Source organism: Flavobacterium sp. GW821-FHT12A05 (genome assembly GCF_058807735.1).
Map to the genome: position 1 here is coordinate 459,594 of NZ_JBXAQY010000001.1, position 22,622 is coordinate 482,215.

The window sequence follows — 22,622 nt, forward strand, 5'->3', positions numbered from 1 at the left end:
TATACCAAATAAAAAACCTCACCTTTTTTAAAGATGAGGTTTAAATTTTCCGAAAACATTTTTATTTCTGATAATCAGAAAAGATTCCGAAAGTAAAAATCTAATTCAAAATTTAGAATTTATAACGTAAACTTGTCATTATCTGACGGGGTGCTATTGGGTTTACACTGTAATTTTCGTGTACTGTATAATTCAACTCGTTTGTAATATTAGATAATTTGCAAAGAATCGAAATTTTTCTCCAGGTATATCCAGCCGAAACATCGATTGTGGTATAAGCTTCTAACGGAATATCACGATCTCTAATGGTTACAATATAAGCAGGATCTGGTTTAGGATTTGCAGGTGTAGGTTTAACAGCTGTCCATAAATAATCATCATTCCATCCGCCTAAACGGTTTCCGATATAATTTCCAATTGCTCCAACCGAAACACCTTTAAAGAATCCTTCTGGTACCGTGTAAAAGAAACTTAAATTAGCTGTAGTTGCAGGAGTTCTTGCTACACGGTCGCCTGTTACAAAACTTCCGCTAGTTCCAGATGTATTGGTATAACGCATATCATTGTAGCTGTAACCTCCAATAATACTTAAGCCTTCAACAGGTCTTGCGGTAATATCAATTTCAACTCCTTTACTTTTTGTTCCGCCGCCTAAAGTCTTTTTAGTTGTATCGGTATTAAGGGATCCATCAGGATTTAATTCAGCAGTTTGTGCTAAGTTGCTATTTGTAATTTGATATACTGTTACGTTTGTACTTAAAGCACCATCCCAGAAATCTTTTTTGATTCCGGCTTCATATTGATTTATAATTGAAGCTTCTAGTGGTTTTAAATCAACTGTTGTTCCTGTATTTGGTGTAAATGAACTAGAATAACTAGCAAATAATGACATGTCTTTTAAAGGCTGATATACTAATCCAACTTTTGGAGAAAATGCATTATCTAAACGTTTTGGAGTAATAGTTGGCACGGCATTTTCCGGCGCAACAGTTTGTTTTGATCCTACAAGTGTTTCTTTGTATGTGCTTACTTCGGCTTCCTGCCAAGACCAGCGAATACCAGCTAATACTTTAAATTTATCTGTAACAGAAATTAAATCCTGAAAGTAAACCCCAAAACGATTTGTTTCTGTTTTTGCTATTTGAGTCGCTCTGTCTGTAGTTGGGATATCTGTTCTTTGCTTGCTCGGGTCAAAAGCGAATAAGTTTATTGTGTCATAAAGTGTTGGACCATAAACTGGTTTACCATCTTTTACACCTGTTTGGACATATTTTTCATCAAATGTATATGTATAAGCGGTTGCAAAAGAATTTTCCCAGTCTACACCTGTAAAGATTTGATGTTTTACAGATCCAGTATTAAAGTTTCCTTGCAAGCTCAATTGGTCTCCAAGTATTTGTTCTAAGTTTTTATTTTTTGATAAACCTCTGTTCCATTCACCCGGAGTTGCATAGGTTTCTAATCCTGATAATTGTGCAGTAGAATAACTTCCTCTATTGTAGGTTTGGAAAGAAGAATTAAAATTCAATTTCCAGTTTCTGTTAAAATCGTGATTTACCAATACCGATGCACTTGCTGATTTTGTATTACCATTTGACCAAAGTGATCCGTAAAAAGCATTACGAGGTAAGTTTAAAATTTGTTTTCCAATAATTCCGGTTCCAAAATCTGGAGTCCAGTCGGCAGTTAAATAATCTCCCTGTACTGTAATTTGTGTTTTTGGGCTTACATCAAAAAGAAACGATGGGTTGATGTATAAACGTTCGTTTTTAACTACATCTCTAAAACTTTCTGAGTTTTCGTAAGAACCATTAATTCTAAAAGCGATTGATTTGCTTAACGGACCGTAAAAATCGATAGAGGGTTTATAGTAAGCAAAACTTCCCATTTGCATAGAAATTTCGCCTCCTCTTTTAAACTGCGGAGTTTTTGTAACCAAATTTACAATTCCTCCCGGAGCTACGTTTCCAAACATTAAAGCCGATCCTCCTTTAAGAAACTCCACTTTATCTAAACCTGAAACATCCGGAATAGAACCTGCATTATAGCGAAATCCGTTTTTAAACATATTGTTAGCCGACATGTCGTATCCTCTTGAGAAAAAAGATTCCTGAGCGCCTCCACGTGCCGAACCAACATAAACACCGTTAGCATTTTTAAGTACTTCGCTTAATCTGATGGCTTGTTGCTGTTCGATTACTTCAGCACCAATAACTTGTATGGCCTGCGGATTATCCATAGGTTTTAATCCGGAACGAACAGCAGTTACCGGTTTTGGCTCTTTACCTTTGGTAACAATTACTTCGTTTAAAATTTCTCCTTTTTTACCTTTTACGGTATCAGAGGCTGTACTGTTTTCTATACTTGTATAGTTTTGACTATAAGATGCAAAGCTTATTAAAGATAAAAGCAATAGTAAATAATGTCTCATGGTATTTATTTAGATTCAATAAAAATTATCGAATGCAAATATAAAGACACAAATACCTTAACAGAAAATTATGATGTCCTTTTCTTTCTTAATATTTAATTAGTTTTGTCTTAAGATTAGCTTAAGAATTTTATAATGTTATTCTAATTTTGTATTAGTCGTACAAAAAAAACCTTGCCCAAGAACAAGGTTTAATTGAAAATTAAATCTAAAATAGTTTATAAACTATTTAACGGTAATTTGGTAAGTCGCCATTTTCCAAATTTCATCGTATTTTTTTCCGTTATGTTCGCCAGAAGCTTTATCTGTGTGAGCATATTCTACCATATAGTTTCCAGACCAGATTGGTGTAAAAGAGAACTCGCCTTTATCGTTTGTCCATAATTCTTTTTCCCATCCGTTAGGAGCAATTACTTTAATTTTTGTTTCTTTTGCGATAGCGCCGTCATAAGAAGCAACTCCGGTAATTTTGGTATCTTTTTTTGCAGCATCTGCATTTTCTGAGAATACAGCAATTTTGTTAGTGTTTGATGCAATGGTATTTCCTGCTGCTTTGTTGCCCACAACTACATTTGCACTTGAGTTGTAATCCAGTTTCATTGTACCGTAAACATCTTTAACTGTATGCTGCATTACAATAGTGTAAACGCCGTCTTCTGTTGGTGTAAAGAAAGCCTGGTATTTATTATCCAACGCTTTTGAAGTAAGTTTAGTTTCTTTTTTTGAAGGAGAAATTACGATTAAAGTGAAATCTTTTAAATCAGAAAACCATTTATCTGCTTTTGTAATGTCGTTATCAGAGAATTCTCCAAAGTAAACAGAAATTTCCTGAGCTTTTCCTTTTGTTCCTGTCGCTTTAGTTTCGATCCAAAGTGCGTGGGCAAAAAGCTGCGGTGCTGCAAAAAGCATTAAAAATGCAAACGTTATTAACTTAAAAGTTTTTGATTTCATGAGGTATGATTTAAAATTAATATTAAAAAAATCCCGCTTAAATGCTCAGATTTTTAATTCATTGGTTATTTTTTGTTGTTTACAAATGTAAGATTTAATATTAGTTAAACAATGCTTATTTAGACTAATTATCAATAAAAACAATGAAATTTCTAGTGATTAGTTTAGAATGGATTTCTGTTTGTAAGCTTCAGAGAAGCTAAATATTTATAGCAAAGGAATGTTTTAGAACATGAAGCTCCGTAAGAGCGACATATTTTTCTATAGTTATTATATATGCCGCTCCTGCGGAGCTTTTTTAATTGTCTAATTGTAATTCTATAAATATTTTACCCCGCCGGGGTTTTATAGATAAAATGAATATTCCAGTGAGCAAACAAGCTGCCTTTTAAGACAGCTTGTTTTTAGAATTTATAAGCAAAACTTGCCACAACATTTCTAGGTTTTTGCGGATTTACTGTAGACCAGCCTCCGTTAAAATAATCTTTATTGGTAATGTTGTTAACGTTTAAGCTTACACGGAATTTATTTGAATTGTAAAATACAGAACCGTTGATAACAGTATAAGCAGGTAAAATGAATTTTCCGGTAACTTCGCTGTCTAAAATGGCATTGTCGCTTGCATAATTTCCTCCAAAACCAAGACCGAAATTTTCTAACAATCCTTCTGTAAACTTATAAGTTGCCCAAAGGTTTACTAAGTTTTTTGGTCCAGCCCAGAAAGGTCTTTTTCCTTGATCTAACCAAACGTTGTTTTCGTCTCCTTTAGTAATTTTACTATCGTTATGACTGAATCCGGCAATAATGCTTAAACCTTTTATTGGCGATGCATTCAAATCAAATTCAAAACCTTTGCTTCTGGCTTTACCGCCTTGTGCACTGTACATTGGATTGCTTGTTACTAAATTGGCAACGTTAATAATATAAAAACTGGCGGTTGCTGTTAATTTATCTGAAAACAAATCTGTTTTTACTCCAGTTTCGAACTGGTTGGCATGTTCAGGTTCAAAAGTTTGAGATCCAACAAATTTTCCGTCATTATCGTATTTTACTGCCGGAGCGATGTTTTTAAAGCCGTTCATGTAATTGGCAAATAAAGATAATTGATCTTTTATTGGCTGATAGACAACTCCAAATTTTGGAGATAAAGCGGTTTGATTATAATTGTCGTCGGTTGTTTTAACGTTTCCTTCAGTATCAAAATAATCGACTCTTAGACTTGCCATAGCTAACAAAGTTGGCGTTATATTTAATACATCAGATACGTAAGCGCTGTAAGTAGCATCTTTAGAATGATAATCAGGCCCGGCTTCTCCAGAAAGAATATTATCTACAGATTCTACAGTTAGATAATTTGGATTAAGATCATCAAATTGTCTTACTTCTCCTTGTGCTGTAACATTATAAATTTTTCCATAACCGGTACCTCTAAAAGTTACATCTCTTTTAAAGTAATCGAAACCTATTACGATACGGTTTCTCATAGGACCAATTTTAAAATCGCCTATAAAGTTTTGCTGAATATCTGTAGTTGAGGTTTGTGATTTTTCTTTGGTAATCCATAAGGCGAAATCTTTGTTGCCATCTTCATTATCATAGATGTAAGAGTAGTAACCGTTTGATTTAGTAGTTCCTCTTGAAAATACAGTCTGCGAAGTCCATTTAGATGAAATTTTATAATTCATGTGGGCCTGCAAATTGAATCGGGGATTTTTTATAGATAAGTCGTCACTGTAAAATGATAAATTAGTATTATAGTTTAACTCGGCCAAATTAGCAAATTGTAAAGGCTTATCTCGCCCTAAGAATAACATTGACGGTGTTGTTTTTTCTTCTTCCATAAATTCTGTATTAAGTAAAAACGAAAGCTTTTCGTTTACTTTATAAGACAAAGATGGAGCTATAAAATAAGAAGTTCTAAATCCAGCATCCTGAAAACTATTTTCTGTCTGGAAAGAAGAATTTACTCTAAATAAAATATTCTTATTATCATCCAGCGGTGTATTGATGTCTGCTGTAGCTCGGTTCAAACCAAAGCTTCCAACAATATACGAAATCTCTCCTCCAAAACCACTGTAAGGCTTTTTGGTAACGGTATTAATAAGCCCGCCATAGCTAACCAAACTGCTTCCAAATAAAGTCCCAGACGGCCCTTTTATCACTTCAATGCGTTCGATATTTGAAGGATCTAATGTTCCGCTTGTTAAACCAGGTAATCCGTTTACGATATTCGCCTGAACTTCAAAACCACGAAGCGAATAATAAGAACCTCCGTCGCCGCCACGTCCTGTAGATTCCCATAATTTCTGGATTCCGGGAACATTTTTTAAAGCATCTTCATAATTGGTAATTACTTGTTCTTTCATCAATTCAGATGAAACTACATTGTAAACCTGAGGATTTTCAATGTTTTTAAGAGGCAGTTTTGATACATAATTACTTTGTTTCGGGAAAGCTTTTCCTCTATTATTAGTAATAACAACTTCTTTTAATTGTTTGTTAGAAACCGTTAATTTTAGATTTAGACCAGTTGTTTCATTAGGAGTTACGATTATTTGTTTTTCTAATGTCTCATAACCTGATAATGAGACCTGAAGTGTATATGTATTTGCTTTTAATCGGCCAAATTCAAAATCACCATTTTCATCAGAAACAGTTCCGTACTTTGAGTTTTTAAGTATGATATTTACGCCAACAGCATTTTCTCCGTCAGATGTTGTGATGTTTCCTTTGATTTTACCATGGTTTTGCTGGGCAGTTATAGTACCAATGCAAATAAAGAACAAGCAGATGGTATAGAGGAACTGCTTTGTAATTTGGTTAAAATAATTCATGATTCTTTTTCTTTTTTTTGGTTAGCGCAATTATTTAGAATAAATATAAACAAAGCAAATGTAAAAATTATAATTTTTTCAACAACGAAAAGGCAGATTTTATATGTGATGCTTTTATTATTTTTTTGTTATAAAACAAAGGGGTTATAAAGCAAAAACCATTCGTGTTAACGAATGGTTTTTGTATAAATGTGGTTAAAGTCTTAGGGTTAAGTTAACCAGGAAGTTAGCCGGATTTTGAGCCATTCCGTAGGAATCCCAATATTTAGTATCGGTAATATTATTGAATTTAACGCCAATTCTCCATACTGGTCTGTCATAAAATACCGTTGCGCTGTAGGTTGAATAAGATGGTGCGTAAAAGCTTTCGTTTTCAAACTTATATTGTTTGTCTACATAATTACCTCCAAAACCAAAACCTAAATCTTTTAGTTTGTTTTGAAATTTATAAGACAACCAAAAGTTCACCACATTTTCCGGCGCACCGCTGGCTTTGTTTCCTTCAATAGAAACATCAGATGATTTTACTATACGATTGTCATTATACGCATAACCTGCTATAATATTTAAACCGGCAAAAGGATTGGCAATAAATTCAAAATCAATCCCTTTACTTACTTGTTTTCCATCCTGAATATTAAATCCGGTTGGAGTTGTTCTTGTAGCATTATCAATTGTAATGTTGTAATAGCTAAGTGTTGTGCTTATTTTTTTATCAAATCCTTCTACTTTTATACCACCTTCGTATTGATTTGCATAAATTGGTTTTAAGATCAATAACGTTTGGTCAGGCTGACTTACAGGTCCAGAATTTTGAAAACCGTTCATGTAATTTCCAAATAACGAAACCTGATCTTTTACAACTTCATACACTAAACCTAATTTTGGAGATAAAGCAGTTTGATTGTAACCCGGAGTATCTTCTAATTTTTTCTGAACAAAATTATCAAAACGAAGACTCAGCATTGCCGACAAACGATCTGTAAAACTAATAACATCTGAAGCATATACGCTGAAAGTCTGCTCATCTGGCACGCCAAATTCCATACCTTTTAAAGCAGGATCAACCTGATCTTTTCTAATAGGCGTAAAATCTTTTGTTACATCTACTACATCCAGAACCGGCGTTGTTGCGTATTTAAAAGTTCCTTTTGTAAATCTGTAGTTAATACCGGTTAATAATTTATGTTTGATACTTCCGGTAGAAAATTCACCATTAATATTTTGCTGTATGTTGGTGAAAGTGTTGTGAATTGGTCCAAAACGAGATACCATTCTTTCTACTTGCGTTGGCGATTTCCATGACGTATAATATTGATAACTATGGCTTACTCTTTCGTCTACCCAAGAAAATAGAGTGGTAGATTTCCAGTTTTCAGATAACTTATATTCTCCCTGAAAATATATTTTAGGAGATGATGTTCTGGCATCGGCATCATCTGCAAACAAACTTTTTCTATAATCTATTTTTAGATCTGTTGGGTTTGTAATTCCGGCTGCGTACGAACGGCCGTAAGTAGGGCGGGTATTGTTTGTGTTGAAAATCTCGGTGTCTAAGCTAAACGTTAATTTGTCTGTTGCTTTATAAATAACACTTGGTGCAAACAAAACTGTTTTATTAAAACCATAATCTAAGAAACTGTTTTCGGTATTGGCAGAAGTATTCAGTCTAAACAAAACTTTTTTGTCCTGAGTAAGAGGCATATTGAAATCTACTGCAATACGCTGCAATCCGAAACTTCCTCCTGTATATGAGATTTCTGTTTTTTTACTTTCAAAAGGTTTTTTGGTAACTAAATTTACAACTCCTCCAAAAGAAGAAACAGAAGAACCAAATAAGGTTCCCGAAGGTCCTTTTAATACTTCAATTCGTTCTGCGTTATCTATAGAAAGCGAACTTCTTCCGGAAAGCGTTTCCATACCATTTCTGGCGTTAACTCCGGTGCTGAATCCTCTAAAGCTAATTTCAAGTCCGCCCGAAGGATAAATTTTTGACGTTACACCAGGCGCATTTTGAACTGCACTTCTAATATCTACCGCAACTTGTTCCTGCAAAAGTTCTTTATGGATAACATTGTAAACTTGCGGATTTTCTAAATTCTTAAGAGGCATTCTCGCAACGTAATCAGTCTTTTTAGATAGATTGCTTTTCTTGCCGTTAACCACAACTTCTTTCAATTCTTTGTTTGAAACCTTTAGTTTTAAATTAATTTCTGTGGTTTCACTTTCGGCAACAATTACTTCGCTTTCAAGAGTTTCGTATCCTGCTAGTGAAACTTGTAAAATATAAGTATTTGGTTTTACTCGGTTAAAATCAAAATTTCCATTATCATCTGAGATTGTCCAGTATTTTGATTTTTTTAAAACTATGTTAACGCCGGCTGCTTCTTCGCCGTCTGAGGTGGTAATGGTTCCTTTTATTTTTCCGTTGTTTTGCTGAGAAAACGCCGCAAGAAATGTAAATAGAAAACCGATTGTAAGTAGAAAACGAGATGTTTTCAAATTAAGGTAATTCATTGTTTCTTTTTAATTGGTTTATAATTAATTTTATTTAGAATAAATAAAAACAACACAAATGTAAAAATTATAATTTCCTTAACAAATATTATTTAAACGGATTTATAATCGAGGCTTTATATAGCTGAATAAGAAAGAAAAGTCTTTTGTTTTGAGTGAAATAAAACTGAAAATTTGTACGTATATATTAAAGTGTAAAACGAACAATAATTCGTTTTAAAAGGTTTAATTTTGCAATCTGAAAATAAGACTTCATGATTTTACCTTTCTTCAAAAAAATTCAAAATACACCCCGAGGTTATCGTATAGCAAACACGGTATTTTTCTTCCTTTCCGGATTTGGATATTCTTCCTGGGTATCGAGAATTCCGCATATACAAGCACAATTGCATTTGTCCGAAGCTCAGTTTGGGGCTGTTTTATTTGCTTTTCCAATAGGTTTAATGCTAACAATGCCGTTTACAGGAAAGCTGTTAAACAAATACAGCAGTCGGTATATTATGCTTTTAGGAGCTATTATGTTTAATATCGTTTTGTCTTTGCCTGGTTTAGTTGCTTTTGTTTGGCAGCTGGTTATTGTTCTTTTAATTTTTGGAGCTTCTCGTAATATTTTCAATTTATCAATTAATGCACAATCTCTGGAGGTGCAAAAATTATATCCAAAATCTATTATAACCCGTTTTCATGCAGTTTGGAGTATTGCCGTTTTTTCAGGTGCTGGTTTGGGATATGTAATGGTGACACAAAAGATAGCGCCTTCTCACCATTTATTGGGCGTAAGTGTTTTTATGCTTGCTCTGACGGCTTGTTTTTATCCTATGAGTATTCATAATGAGCCTGTTCCGGTTAAAAAGAAGTTCTTTTCAATGCCGGAAAAGAATCTGGTCAAGTTTGCCTTGATCTGTTTTGTCTCTATGGCTTGCGAAAATACGATGTACGACTGGAGCGGTATTTATTTTGAAAATATTCTAAAAGCTTCGCCAAAACTTACCAGTGCTGCTTTTGTGTTTTTTGCCACGGCAGTAACCCTCGGGCGTTTGTTTGGAGATTATGGCGTAATGAAATTTGGAACTAAAAAAATCCTGCTTTACAGCGGTATATTAATCACTACAGGTTTTGGAATTTGTTTTATTCTGCCGTATGCTTATCCCACTATTTTTGGTTATGTTTTAATTGGATTTGGGGTTTCCTGCGTGGTTCCATTAGTGTTTAGTATTGCCGGAAGATCTTCAAAATTAAGCAGCGGTTCGGCATTAACTTCTATTTCTACAATTGGTTACCTTGGGTTTTTATTGGTACCGCCAATGGTTGGTTTTATCTCTGAATATCTAAGTATGAAATGGGCGTTTTTAATTATGGCGCTTCTAGGGATTCTCATGATTTTTATGGTGAATAAGATAGGGGAGAATGAGTAGATTTTTTTAAAGCTGCTAAGATTCTAAGGGGCTGAGGGGCTAAGGTTTTTTAACGGTTTTTGCCACGAAGGCGCTAAGACGCAAAGTTTAGTAATTCCGAAGGAATGGATCATATTGTAGCAACTCCCGATAGCTATCGGGATTAATCCGTTGGAAATTGAATTCGCAAGAAATTTAGAGTTCCGTAGGAACGGAACATTTTAAGTCTGCTATTTTTTCGTCATTACAAACTTTTCCGAACTCGGTTTTCCGTTTAAATTTCCTGAAATCTCAGCGGTAAGCGTATTGTTTGCGCCTTTTGTATAGGTGATTTTTTGCGGGTAATCGTGTTTTGCGTTTTCAAAAACCAATTGTTTGTCGGATTCAGAAGTTGAGGCAAAAGCAACCGCTTTGTCTTCATTTTGTCCTTTTACAGTTGCAAAATAGGTAAGGGTTTCGCCTTTTTGAGCCAGGACTATGGTTTCAAAATGCAGGGTATCTTTCCCTTTTATATAATAAGAAGATGCATTGAAAGTACTGTCATTTAATTTTTCCCAGTTTTCAGTTAAAACACCTTCATCCGTTTTATTTTCCCAGTTTCCGATAAGCCAGTCGGCAATTTTGATTTTATCTTTCTCTGCAGATTCTTTCTTCTGACAAGAAACAACAGCTAATACAAGTGCTAAAAGAGTAATTTTCTGAAACATAATTTATAGGTTTTGATAGTACTAAAGTATGAAAAAAAATGTTGCCACAAATTACACTAATTTCCACAAATTAATTTCTGAATATAGTAATGTAATATTTGCCACAGATTGAAGGATTAAAAAGATTTTTTTCACGCAGATTTAGCAGATAACCGCAGATTATATAATTCAGTATCAAAATTAAATCTACTAAATCTGCGAGAAAAAATTAGTGTAAATTCGTGTAATTCGTGGCAAAACAAATAAAAAAATCTTTGCTAATCCATATAATCTGTGGCAAAAAAACTAAACGCTTTCCTCTAAAATAGAGTAGACTAGTTCCTTCGTTGGTTTTTGATCTTTTAGTTTGGTTCTGACTTCATCAAATGTGACTTTAAAATCACAGCCTGATTTATATTCGGAGCATCCGTAAGCGGTTTTTCCTTTTAGGATGGTTCCTTTTTTACATTTCGGGCACATTAATGAATCGGATGTTTCTTCTTTAGCTTTTTTCGGTTCTGTTTTCTTTGGCTCTAATTTAAGCTTGTAATTTTCTTCAAAACGAATTAAACCTTCCACCGTTCCAGATTCGGTTTTAAAACCTTTTATGTTTACGGTTGATCCTTTTTGAACTAGTCGTAAATATTGGCTTTCAGTAATTTTTTTATCCGAGAAAACATAAGGCAGTACAAAATCGCAGCCCGATTTATATTCACTGCATCCAAATGCAGATTTTCCTTTAATAAGGTTTCCTTTTTGACATTTCGGACAGGTTTCGGCCAAAATTCCTCCGGCGACTTTCTTTTTCTCTGCTTTTACAACTGGTTTTTGAATCGTTGCCGCATGCGAAATATTGGCATGTTTCGTTTCGCTTCGGACTTCATAAACCAAAGCTTCGACCATGCGTTTCATGTTTTTAATAAAGGCTGCAGCGGTAAAAGAACCTTTTTCGATATCTTTCAGCTGTTTCTCCCAAGAACCTGTAAGTTCAGCCGATTTTATTAACTCATTCTGAATCGTATCAATTAACTGAATTCCGGTTATAGTGGGCAAAACCTGTTTTTTGTTTCGAACGATATATTGACGTTTAAAAAGTGTTTCGATTATATTCGCACGCGTAGACGGACGTCCGATTCCGTTTTCTTTCATCAATTCGCGTAAATCTTCGTCGTCAACTTGTTTTCCTGCGGTTTCCATGGCGCGCAGTAAAGTGGCTTCGGTAAAATGATTGGGCGGTTTGGTTTCTTTTTGAAGGAACGAAGGTTCGTGCGGACCTTTTTCGCCCACAACGAAACTCGGCAATAAATCGGGTTCTTTTTCTTTGGCGTTTGGATCTTCAAAAACAACACGGAAACCTTTTTTAAGGATTTCTTTTCCTGTCGTTTTAAAAGTTACGTCTGCTGCTTTTCCAATTACGGTAGTGTTGGCAACAAGACAATCGTCGTAAAATACGGCAATAAAACGTTTTACAATTATATCATAAACCTGCTGTTGATTGTGCGGCAGATTAATTTCGATTCCTGTTGGAATAATCGCGTGGTGATCGGTTACTTTTTTGTCATTGAAAACCTTAGGCGATTTTTTTATTTTCTTTCCTAAAAGCGGTTCTGTTAAATGGCTGTAATTTGTCAGTTTTTGTAAAATACCAGGTACTTTTGGGTAAATATCTCCAGGAAGGAAAGTCGTATCAACTCTGGGATACGTAATGGCTTTTTGTTCGTACAAAGTCTGTGCAATTTTAAGCGTTTCTTCTGCCGAAAATCCAAATTTTTGATTCGAATAAACTTGTAATCCCGTTAAATCAAACAGTTTTGGAGCGTATTCGTTTCCGTTCTTTTTATCGACAGAAACAATTTCGAAATCACTTTCTTTTACTTTTTCAGCCAGAATTTCTCCATCTTCTTTTTTTAGAAAACGCCCTTCTTCATAACTAAAAAGAGTTTCTCTGTATAAAGTCTGTAATTCCCAATACGGCTGTGGTTTAAAGTTTTCAATTTCTTTAAATCGATCTACCACCATTGCCAATGTTGGCGTTTGCACGCGTCCAATAGACAATACTTGTTTATAACCGCCATGTTTTACGGTATACAAACGTGTAGCATTCATCCCCAGAAGCCAGTCGCCAATCGCTCTTGAAAATCCGGCGTAGAATAAATTATCGTAGTTTTCAGAAGGTTTTAAGTTGTCAAAACCTTCTTTTATGGCTTCGGTAGTTAGGGACGAAATCCAAAGACGTTTTATTTCTCCTTTGTAATGCGCTTCGTTCATTACCCAGCGCTGAATTAATTCTCCTTCCTGTCCGGCATCCCCACAGTTTATAACTAATTCGGCTTTATCAAAGAGACTTTTAATGATTTTAAACTGCTTCTGGATTCCCGAATTCTCAACAACTTTAGTTTCGAATTTTTCAGGAAGCATGGGCAGATTGTTTAAATCCCAGCTTTTCCAGTGCGGTTTGTAATCGTTAGGTTCTTTTAAGGTACATAAATGCCCAAAAGTGTAGGTTACGGCATAACCATTTCCTTCATAATATCCGTCATGTTTGGTATTGGCGCCCAAAACGGATGCTATTTCGCGTGCTACACTTGGTTTCTCAGCAATACAGACCTTCATTTATCCTTTCTTATTTAAAGGCGAAATTAAGATTTTTTTTTGGGTTTGCCACAAAGACACTAGGACGCTAAGTTTTTTATGCTGTTGTTTTGGTTTTCGTGAAGGCGTAAATACGTGGACTTTTGTCATTGCGAGGAACGAAAGTAATCTTATTTGGTTTTGTTGACCGTTTTAAAAATATTTAAACCTTAAAAACATCAATTCTTTTCATCCAGCTAATTCCTGATGCTAAAAACTGAAGTTTGGTCTTCACTATTTTATCGCTTTTATCTCTTGGGTTTTTGGTTATAAATCTTGCTGTTGAATTATTAAAATCCAACGTATATTTTTCGTTTAAATCTTCTTTTTTGTCTGTATAAAAAGTGATCATATTGTCTTTTGAAGTCCATTTTCCTTTTCCGTATTTATTTACTTCTGGCGGAGTTCCGCCCTGCATTTTTGAATACGAGTGAAATTCAAATGTTTCGTCTTGATTTAAAGTCAGTTTATATTCAATTATATGTTTTCCTTCTTCAGAAAGTGAACGCGTATAATCGCCTGCAAATTGATTCGATTGTGCAAATAAAATAGAGTTGAAAATAAAAAGTAAGATACTAAGTATTAGTTTCATTGGTTTGGTTTAAGTTAAAAGCTTTTCCCAAAAGTAGTGTGTTTAAAATTTAGATCCTTACGTGAAGCCGTAAAGACTATTTAGTAAAAATGCTCCAGCGGAGCATTTATAGCATTACATACACCGTGATTTCAAGCTCCAGCGGAGCGAAATATGTATTGTGTAAAAAATATCGCTCCACTGGAGCTTTATCTGTTTGGAAATAAATTTTGCTATAAATATGCAGCTCCTCCGGAGCTTTCATTGTGAATTTTTAATTTCGTTTCAATAAAAAGAATAGAAGCACTAGAAAACCAGCCTTTAAAAGCTGTTATATTTGTTTTTTGTAAGAAAAGAATGTATCTTGCAGCCTGATTATAATATCATTATGGTAACTGCAAAATCTTATTTAGTAAATAGCTGTTTAATGTGCTTAATGTGCACATTATTGTATTTGCATGATGATACTTTCTTGAAAAGCTCAAAAGAGTTTATTCATTGTGCCCTGTCGCAACTCTAGGCAGGGAACCTCCATTTTTTAAGTTTATTTATTTAATCTTCATTTTTTAGGATATGATATCACTGAAAGCAATGCGCTATTTGGTGAAGAGTTGTTGTTATGCCCTATATAAAATGAAGCAAACAAGAAAGTTATGTCACAAAATATTATTTTAACAACAGGAACATACGATTTAATTAAGGATCACGTAAGAAGAAAAAAGGTAACACCGCAAGAAGAAGAGTTGTTATTAGGACAATTAAAACATGCAACTCAGGTATTGAGAAGAAACCTGCCTGAAGATATTGTTTCGGTAAACCGAAGAGTTACTTATAAAGACCATCTCAACAACGAAGAAAAAACGATTCTGCTTGTTGGTCCTGAAAAGGCAAAAACAAGTAAGAATAAAATTTCGGTTCTTTCTGATGAAGGTATCGCCATGATTGGCTACAAAGTTGGAGATCTGGTAGAATGGCCTGCAAAAAAAGGTAATTTAAAACTTGAAATTTTAAAAGTAGAAGAGGAAGCTTAAGAGCCTTATAGTTTTCGATTTAAGTATAGTAACATCCCAAAAGAGTTTTCTTTTGGGATGTTTTTTTTATATCAAAAATGAAAGTAAAATAATAAGATAATTACCTCAAAAAAATGTTCATTGAAAGATTAAAATAATTAAATTCGTTCTTCTCAAACTAACCATAACCAATTATAAATGAGTATGAAACAAGCTAATACTATAGACGAAGTAATTCAGTTTTTGGATGAAATAATAGAAAAGTCAAAAATAGATCAAAGCAATATCGGTTTATTTGCGACCCTGTACCGTGAAGTTACGGTAAGAGTAAAACTGGGTATTCAGGATGGTTCTTTTCAGAATGGTGAACGAATGGAAAAGCTGGATGTTATTTTTGCCAATCGATATTTAAAGGCCTATTATCAATATCAAGCCAAAGAAAAACCATCGGAATGCTGGGGATTTGCCTTTGAACAAGCCGAAAAGTTTTGGCCAATAGTTTTACAGCATTTACTTCTCGGGATCAATGCGCATATTAACCTCGATTTAGGAATAGCCTCGGCCGAAGTCAGTACGGTAGAAGATATTGAGGATTTAAAAGCTGATTTTGATAAAATAAACTTTATTCTAAGCAATTTGGTGGGCGGTGTCGAAAAATGCTTAATTAAAATTTGGCCTACACTTACGTGGATACTAAAAGTTACAGGTAAAATAGACACCTTCTTTATTGATTTCAGCATGGAAACAGCAAGAAACGGAGCCTGGAAATTTGCCAACGAATTTGTAGCCGTTCCAGAAAACGAAAGAGAATCCTGTAAAAACCTAAGAGATCAAAGAATAACCGAAATCGCCCGATTAGTTTCGAACCCGGGATATTTTGTGAGTGCTGTTTTTAAAATCATTCGCTTATTCGAACGAGGAAGTATCGCTCAAAAAATAATCGACATGCAAATTGCCGAACAAAATAATGTGGAATGTGTTGCGGCATGATTTTGTTTATCTCGATTTTTTAAGATCTTGTTTTCATCACTTTTATTAGTTTCTCATTGCGTTTATCGGCTCTTGAATTTTGTAAAGAAATTACAGCCCAAATTGCAGCAGGAATCCAACCTATTAATGTTATCTGCAGGATAAGACAAATAATTGAAGTTAATATTCTTCCTCTCAAAAAGAAAGAAACAAAGGGAAAGAAAATAGCAATTAGTGTCATCATTTTTTTGGTTTGTTTTGGTGTAAATATAAAAAAAAGCTGCATGATTTTTTGCAGCTTTTTTTGATGTTTTTTTATTGTGTTTTATAAGCTTGCGAGAACGCCTCGCCTATGACACTTAAATGATTTAATTAAAATTATAATCGTGAAAACTTGTTTTTATAAAATCGTATATAATTCATCGAGAAGTTCCATTTCATCATCAGGAAGGAGTTTTTTTGCCATTTCGAGTAAAAGCGCCGCATCGTGTCCAGAATTGTATTCTTCATTTCTAAGAATAGCTATACTGGTTCTAATAAGTGAAGTAATGGTAAGCATTAAGTCAGTATAAGTGTCTATTTTAAAACGAGCTGTAAGCGAAGTATCGATTGTATAATCTGGTTCTAATTTTGTAAAATAATGTTTTTTACCAGCGGTTTCTAAAAAATGAGCTAGTTGTTTACGGTTTTCGGTCATGATGTGTAGTTGAAAATTAATGTAAAAATCTTACTTTTGTAAAACAGCCGGCAAGTAACTCACAATTTTTGCTATAAAAAAACAAAATGCTTAGTATCACACAAACAGAGTTGGTTTTTTACCCAAAACCTATTTTTCTTTACAAATTTTAAATATCTTTGATTCATGAGTACAACAGCAAAACCAAAACATATAGGCAGAAATATCAGCCGAATTCGAGAATTAAAAGGCATGAAGCAAGAAGCGCTTGCAATTGCTATTGGTGTTAGTCAGCAGACAGTTTCAAACATTGAAGCAAGTGAAAATGTAGAGGAAAACAAACTAATTGAAATTGCTAAAGCACTTGACGTAAGTGTTGAAGTAATTAAGAATTTTTCGGAAGAAGCTGTTTTAAATATTATTGGGAATACTTATAATGATAGTAGTATCGTGCATAATGGAAACGGAGCTTATAATAGTGAATGCACTTTTAATCCTTTAGATAAGGTTGTTGAACTTTATGAGCGTCTAGTTCAAGCAGAAAAAGATAAGAATGAATATTTAGAAAGAATGTTGGGAGGGAAGTAAGGTTTTCTCTTTTTTATAAAATAGAAATGCGCAAAGGCCTTTTAAAAGGATTTTGCGCATTTTGGATGATTATATTATTTTATAATTGTTTTGAGTTGTAATTTAAAACCTTCAAGTTTAATTAAATAGAATGTAGAAAATAACAAAACCCAACCTATAAAAGTTAAAAATAAATTGGTTAATGAGTTTCCTGTAAACTGTAAATATTGACATAAAAAGCCGAAGAATAAAAGCAGAAAAAAATTATACAAAATCGCATTTTTCAAACTCATTTTAATTCCGCCGGTTAAAAAATTCCAACTTTCCAGATAATCCGAAACAATAATTTTTGAAGGATTTGATAAATCAATTACCACATTTTGAGAAAATTCAAGAGTTACAATAATACTATCGTTTTTCAATTTGTATTTATAATCGTATTTTTCTAATATTTCTATAATTTTATTTAGTTCCATATTTTGTATTGTGGTTAGTTGATTTATTATTTCTTAAAAAATTGGAAACTCATCCTCAGTTGGAGCATCCATATATGGTATAGCTTCATTGACAAATAATGAGCAAAGTCCTCCTGAAATTATAGCCATTGGTCCGCTGTAAACAAACATAAGCGATCCCATCATGTCAGCAACAATTGCTTTAGAACCTGGTTTACTGCTCATGTTTTTTGTTGTATTGCTTTTAGAGTTCCAATATTGATTTGAACTTTTTAAAACATCTTCCAGTACAACTAACTCATTTGTTTCATCGATTGTTAAAGAGTTATTTGTTTTAGATTGATAATAAGTCTTTTTGAAATTCTCAATTTGAGCAATACATTCATTGTAACTCATATTATTTTCAAGCATGTTATCGACTAAAATCCCTACTCGTTTAGATACTTTGTTAGAAGTATATAATTCCTCTTTTTTTGAATTCCAAAATGAATTTGTATCAAAGCTTTTAGGATCAACATTTTGAAAAAACAGTTTTACATCATTGACGTTTATATCTTTAAACTCGTTAGGATATTTAAGTTTAAGTTCAGCTGTCATTTCGTCAATTATAACCCCAGCTGTTTTTCCTTCAATTCCATCATACTTTTTGTAGTATAAATCTAAAGCCTCGTTATGGTAAAAACCATAGTCAGTTAAAGGAATCTCAGATTTTTCTTTTGATAAAGAGGAATCTTTGGAATCCTGTTCTTTTGAACAACCCACAAATAAAACATTTGTTGAAATTACTAGCAGTAAAATAAATTTAATTCTTTTCATTATTATTAAGATTAGAGTTAATACAATTTAATTGCTTCGTATTCAGCTTAGGCATAAAATTTCTAATTGACTTAGTTATTTCTTAAATTAATTTTCTAATTAAAGAATAACAGATAAGTCAATTTCTTTGAAGCAAATTGAGGATTAAATTTTATTTTGGAAGATCCATTTTTACACCTGTAATGGTTGGTGTTTATTTTTAATGGAATAGTGGAGTTTTAGTATGAGTATCTTTTCATACAGTCACAAAGTAAGTAAAAAGATTATGTTTTTCGCTAAAAATTTGGCTTGTATATTACTAATAGAATTTGTTTTTTAACAAAGGACAGATTTAAAATTCAAGTTGATAAATATGTAAACTTTTTTCAGGATGAGACAGGGATCAAAAAAAAATGATACAACGGTCTATTTGGCGATACAATCGCGCTCGCGTTAACGAGAGTTATAGTATATATCTCCGTTTGTGTTTTCGACCAATTAGTTCAATTATTTTTTTATAATTCTTTTTTTCAACACCTTTGGCTTCTTTAAACAAGGGTAACATACGCTCTGAAACAAATTTTTCAGTTGCAATATCAGCTAATGTACTACCAATAGGATGATTTGTTTTAAGTTCTTCAAGTAAATAAGTTATTGTCTCTTCTGTAAAATAATCTAATTTCAAGTCATTCATTTTTGAAAGAATTAATTGATTTATTATTTTACGGTATTTCGATTTTGGATTGTTAAATTCACTAATAAATTCTTGTCGCTTGTCTTTGGATGTGCAATTAGTAATTACTGTTGATACTCGATCTGTAAACATCCAATCTTTACTTTTTGATTCTAAGAACTCTTTAAACCATTCAAGCCACCAATTTATTGATCCAATATCAAAAATAGGGCTATTATCATTTTCGTGATAAAGAGCTAATTTATCACATAAATTATATGCTAATTTTATATTTTGTAGTTTTAAAAGCTTTACGAATAATTGTTCATTACCAATCCAATTTAAATCATTCATATGCGATATAAGATCAAAATTTTCTTTTTGTAGATTTTTAGAATCTACATTTAATAAATCTTTGAATGCCTGAAATACTAAATCGTATTCTTTTGATTTAGAAACTAAGTAGCATAAAGCAACTTTTAAAATTCCAGTTTTTTTGTCTATATTTTTCTCAGCAAGATATTTTAAATCTTCTCTTTTTTCAAAAATTTTGTTTAATGAACCTAATGCCCAACCTGCATTCATACTATCCTTTTTTGAAACGATATCTAAGAGAGAATTAATATGACTTGATTCAAAAATTAAATAGTTTATTTTTTTTTCTTTTTTAATGAAACGTAAGATAAAGTACATTTCTACTGCAGCTTTATCAATATCTAATAGTAAAAGTTTAGTACAAATTTTAAGAGATTTATTATTTCTGGAATTACGTAAAAATTGACATAAAACTTTAATTTGTATATATTGTTCTTTATGATTTAATTTCTTATCGTAAAATGTAGTAAAAACTATTTTCGGTTTCAAGCTTGTCATTATCTTGCCTAATGCTGAATCAAAGCCATCAAATTTATCAATTTTTAAAACTTTAGTTTTTTCTTGTACGTTCTTACACATAGTTAAAAGAATCGGAAGATCATCTTCGTTTACATATTTTTTAATGTTACGAGCTATTTCAGAACAAAAATTATAATCATCATAATGATCTACTAAAAGATTAAAAATTTCATTTTTAACATCGCCTCCATATAGATCTATTAAACAACCCGCTGCAGCACCTCCTAATAAGTTACCTTTTTTTATTATTTGCTTTAATATATCTATATGCAAATATTGGATAGGTAAACTATATCTTATTTTATAGGCAATTCGGCTCTCTGAATCAAAATCTCTGTATGTAGTGTTGTTAATTTCTCTTAAAAGTCGCTCTACAATTTTACTAGAATCCTCTTCTAAATACTTTACTGCTGACATAGCCAGACCAAAATCAATTTTTATTACAGTTTCCAAAAATTTATCAGCATCTTCTTTTTTTAATAAGCTTAAACATAGAAATAAAGCTTGATCCCAACGTCTGAAACTCAGTTTTTCTTTTAAAATTTCATTGTTTTTTATAAAATCTATAGCAAGTTTTGTTGCAGCTAAATATTCGGTAATAGATTGGTGAAAGAAACTAATTCTTTCATTAATTAAAGGAGTAATAAAATTTTGACTCACGAGCCAGTTTATTACGTCTGTGTTTGAGACGTATGCTGCGCTAGTTTTCTTAAACTCTAAATCTATTTGTTTTTTTAATAATTCAAGCTTAAAAGCTTCTTCTCCGTTATCTAGTGCATTCATCGCTACACTTGCTAATGGATCTATTAAATTTATGTTGATGTCAAATCGATCATTAAGCCTTTTATTTATTAGGCTAATTAAATTATGATAGATTTTTTGAGGACTCGTTTCAGGCTCAATTTTGAATTTATTTTCAAATATGAGTTTGTAGAAAAAAGGTTTTTGTAATAGTGTTATTATTTCATCTCTAAATATACCTTTTAGTTCGATTTCATTTTGCGATAAACTTGTTTTGATAAATTCTTCATCAATAGAGTCCAAATTAAATGCAGGAAATTCCAATTCTTCCAAGCCATCAATACTACGTGATGAAATTATTAGAGATAAGCTATAGTTTTCTAAAAGATATGAAAAATCAGAATTCCAATTCTTTGACTCAATGTATTCTTTAGGAATTTCATTAAAGGCATCTAGATACAATTTAACTTTAAAATTTGAACATAAAAGAGATAAATTTATTCCAACAGGAATATTTTGCTCAATCAATTCGACAAGATTTCCTTCATATAGTTTTAAATCTACATATACTGGAACAATGGTCTGGTTTATTTTTATAGAATCTTCAATACAGGCCTTACTTAATATTTTTGATAATCTTGCAACACTTGCTTTAAGTGAATAACTTTTTCCCCCTCCTGGAAGACCTATTAATATTATTTTTTCATTTCCGTTATCAAGTAGTTCTTCAATTGCAGATTTATAAAACTGAAAATTCTGTTTTTGGATTTTATTGTTTATAATTGATTGTACAATTAAAGGAAAATGTAATTTTGAAGTTTCAAAGCCAGAATACTTTGCTGAATGCCTATTTAAATTTAAAATAAATTCAGAACTTAAAACAAATGTAGAGGCAATCGGTTCAATTTGAATAGTTTTTAAACTATCTAATAGATTTAAAATTGGAGAATGATCCCTTTTTCCGTCAGCATTAATGATAGTTTGATAATCTATTAAGTGAATACCAAAATTTCTTCGCCAATAATCTTTTTCTTGCTCATTAACATCGGCCATGATTGCATAATGGTCTCTCGCTCCTCCTTTATATGTATTTATTATTAAATCTTTTAAATATAAGAAATCAGGATCTCTTAATCCAAATCCAATATAAACTATTGGTCTACTTAACATCAATGTTTTTGCAGTTTCTAGCGCATGATTAAGTTCTCCTCCATTATTTAAAGCTCTGTATTGTTCTCTGGTTAGAATTATGCTATCAGAATTTTCTACATCACCATGAAGTTTAAATAAAAATTTGATTGCTCGTGCCCCGACAATTTCAGCAGTTTCTGTAAGTTGCGTATTTACAACAGTTCGAAAATATGTGTTAGATTTCCATTTTTGAAACCCCATTTCAAGCAACTTATCATAATTCGTGGTTATAAAACAAGTTGGTCCCAAAGCAATAATTTTATTGTGAATATCATGAGGTTGAGAAGTTTCAATACGACATGCTTTCCTGATAAATTGTGCGAAATATTGTTTGGTTAATCTATCAAAACCATAACTAGCTGCCTGTAAAAGATCACCTCTTCTTAATTCTTGCTCTGTTAAGTTTGCGTCTAAACCATTTTCCTTGATAAAATCTATTAATTCTTGAATTAAACCGGACCAAGTTGGTAGACCAGACCAAAGGGAAACTCCAGACCCAATGAATAAAACAGTGTCTTCTTGTTGGAGTATTTTTTTTAAATTTTCAATCATATGTTTAAGTTAAAGATCGCATTAAAACTCATTAAATTCGTTTAGATTCGATTTTTTTTTAAAAAATACACTAATAAATTTGCG

16 protein-coding genes are annotated in these 22,622 nt (G+C 32.5%); 4 read left to right on the forward strand and 12 right to left on the reverse strand.

Annotation, left to right across the window (positions count from 1 at the left end; all coding sequences use genetic code 11):
- Positions 1-112: 112 nt before the first annotated feature.
- The 4 genes from AC1RRQ_RS01745 to AC1RRQ_RS01760 all read right to left on the reverse strand — a co-directional run bounded on the left by AC1RRQ_RS01745 (position 113) and on the right by AC1RRQ_RS01760 (position 8,733).
- Positions 113-2,431, reverse strand: a complete 2,319-nt coding sequence (locus AC1RRQ_RS01745; RefSeq protein WP_493020824.1) for a TonB-dependent siderophore receptor — start codon at positions 2,429-2,431, stop codon at positions 113-115.
- A 225-nt stretch (positions 2,432-2,656) separates the two neighbouring features.
- Complete coding sequence (locus tag AC1RRQ_RS01750; protein ID WP_493020826.1) at positions 2,657-3,382, reverse strand: DUF4198 domain-containing protein; 726 nt, start codon at positions 3,380-3,382, stop codon at positions 2,657-2,659.
- Positions 3,383-3,786: 404 nt separating this feature from the next.
- Complete coding sequence (locus AC1RRQ_RS01755) at positions 3,787-6,216, reverse strand: TonB-dependent siderophore receptor (RefSeq protein WP_493020828.1); 2,430 nt, start codon at positions 6,214-6,216, stop codon at positions 3,787-3,789.
- A 195-nt stretch (positions 6,217-6,411) separates the two neighbouring features.
- Complete coding sequence (locus tag AC1RRQ_RS01760) at positions 6,412-8,733, reverse strand: TonB-dependent siderophore receptor (protein ID WP_493020830.1); 2,322 nt, start codon at positions 8,731-8,733, stop codon at positions 6,412-6,414.
- Positions 8,734-8,987: 254 nt separating this feature from the next.
- Between AC1RRQ_RS01760 and AC1RRQ_RS01765 the strand changes: the two genes are divergently transcribed.
- Positions 8,988-10,148, forward strand: coding sequence for an MFS transporter (locus AC1RRQ_RS01765; protein WP_071636902.1), 1,161 nt, complete (start codon positions 8,988-8,990; stop codon positions 10,146-10,148).
- Between the two features lie 209 nt (positions 10,149-10,357).
- On the opposite strand, the gene AC1RRQ_RS01770 is transcribed toward AC1RRQ_RS01765, so the two are convergent.
- From AC1RRQ_RS01770 to AC1RRQ_RS01780, 3 genes are all read right to left on the reverse strand, one after another.
- The gene (locus tag AC1RRQ_RS01770; RefSeq protein WP_493020833.1) at positions 10,358-10,834 is read right to left on the reverse strand and encodes a DUF6265 family protein; all 477 of its coding nucleotides are present in this window, start codon (positions 10,832-10,834) and stop codon (positions 10,358-10,360) included.
- A gap of 285 nt (positions 10,835-11,119) precedes the next feature.
- A complete protein-coding gene (locus tag AC1RRQ_RS01775; RefSeq protein WP_493020835.1) occupies positions 11,120-13,426 on the reverse strand; it encodes a type IA DNA topoisomerase in 2,307 nt (768 codons plus the stop codon).
- Between the two features lie 181 nt (positions 13,427-13,607).
- Positions 13,608-14,036: a hypothetical protein gene (locus AC1RRQ_RS01780; protein WP_493020837.1), complete on the reverse strand. Its 429-nt coding sequence runs from the start codon at positions 14,034-14,036 to the stop codon at positions 13,608-13,610.
- A gap of 632 nt (positions 14,037-14,668) precedes the next feature.
- Here AC1RRQ_RS01780 and AC1RRQ_RS01785 point away from each other — a divergent pair.
- A complete protein-coding gene (locus tag AC1RRQ_RS01785; protein WP_493020839.1) occupies positions 14,669-15,046 on the forward strand; it encodes a GreA/GreB family elongation factor in 378 nt (125 codons plus the stop codon).
- A 177-nt stretch (positions 15,047-15,223) separates the two neighbouring features.
- Entirely contained in the window at positions 15,224-16,015 is a 792-nt protein-coding gene (locus AC1RRQ_RS01790) for a DUF5995 family protein (RefSeq protein WP_493020841.1), read from the forward strand.
- Between the two features lie 19 nt (positions 16,016-16,034).
- Here AC1RRQ_RS01790 and AC1RRQ_RS01795 read toward each other — a convergent pair whose 3' ends face one another.
- Positions 16,035-16,238 (reverse strand): YqaE/Pmp3 family membrane protein, encoded by a 204-nt coding sequence (locus tag AC1RRQ_RS01795; protein WP_493020843.1) that lies wholly within the window; start codon positions 16,236-16,238, stop codon positions 16,035-16,037.
- Between the two features lie 156 nt (positions 16,239-16,394).
- Complete coding sequence (locus AC1RRQ_RS01800; RefSeq protein WP_493020845.1) at positions 16,395-16,691, reverse strand: hypothetical protein; 297 nt, start codon at positions 16,689-16,691, stop codon at positions 16,395-16,397.
- Positions 16,692-16,856: 165 nt separating this feature from the next.
- Between AC1RRQ_RS01800 and AC1RRQ_RS01805 the strand changes: the two genes are divergently transcribed.
- On the forward strand, positions 16,857-17,258 hold the full coding sequence (locus tag AC1RRQ_RS01805) for a helix-turn-helix transcriptional regulator (protein WP_493020847.1): 402 nt from the start codon (positions 16,857-16,859) through the stop codon (positions 17,256-17,258).
- A 74-nt stretch (positions 17,259-17,332) separates the two neighbouring features.
- On the opposite strand, the gene AC1RRQ_RS01810 is transcribed toward AC1RRQ_RS01805, so the two are convergent.
- The 3 genes from AC1RRQ_RS01810 to AC1RRQ_RS01820 all read right to left on the reverse strand — a co-directional run bounded on the left by AC1RRQ_RS01810 (position 17,333) and on the right by AC1RRQ_RS01820 (position 22,538).
- Positions 17,333-17,713 (reverse strand): hypothetical protein, encoded by a 381-nt coding sequence (locus AC1RRQ_RS01810; protein WP_493020849.1) that lies wholly within the window; start codon positions 17,711-17,713, stop codon positions 17,333-17,335.
- Positions 17,714-17,746: 33 nt separating this feature from the next.
- Positions 17,747-18,508, reverse strand: coding sequence for a hypothetical protein (locus AC1RRQ_RS01815; protein WP_493020851.1), 762 nt, complete (start codon positions 18,506-18,508; stop codon positions 17,747-17,749).
- Between the two features lie 442 nt (positions 18,509-18,950).
- A complete protein-coding gene (locus tag AC1RRQ_RS01820; RefSeq protein WP_493020853.1) occupies positions 18,951-22,538 on the reverse strand; it encodes an SIR2 family protein in 3,588 nt (1,195 codons plus the stop codon).
- Positions 22,539-22,622: the final 84 nt, after the last annotated feature.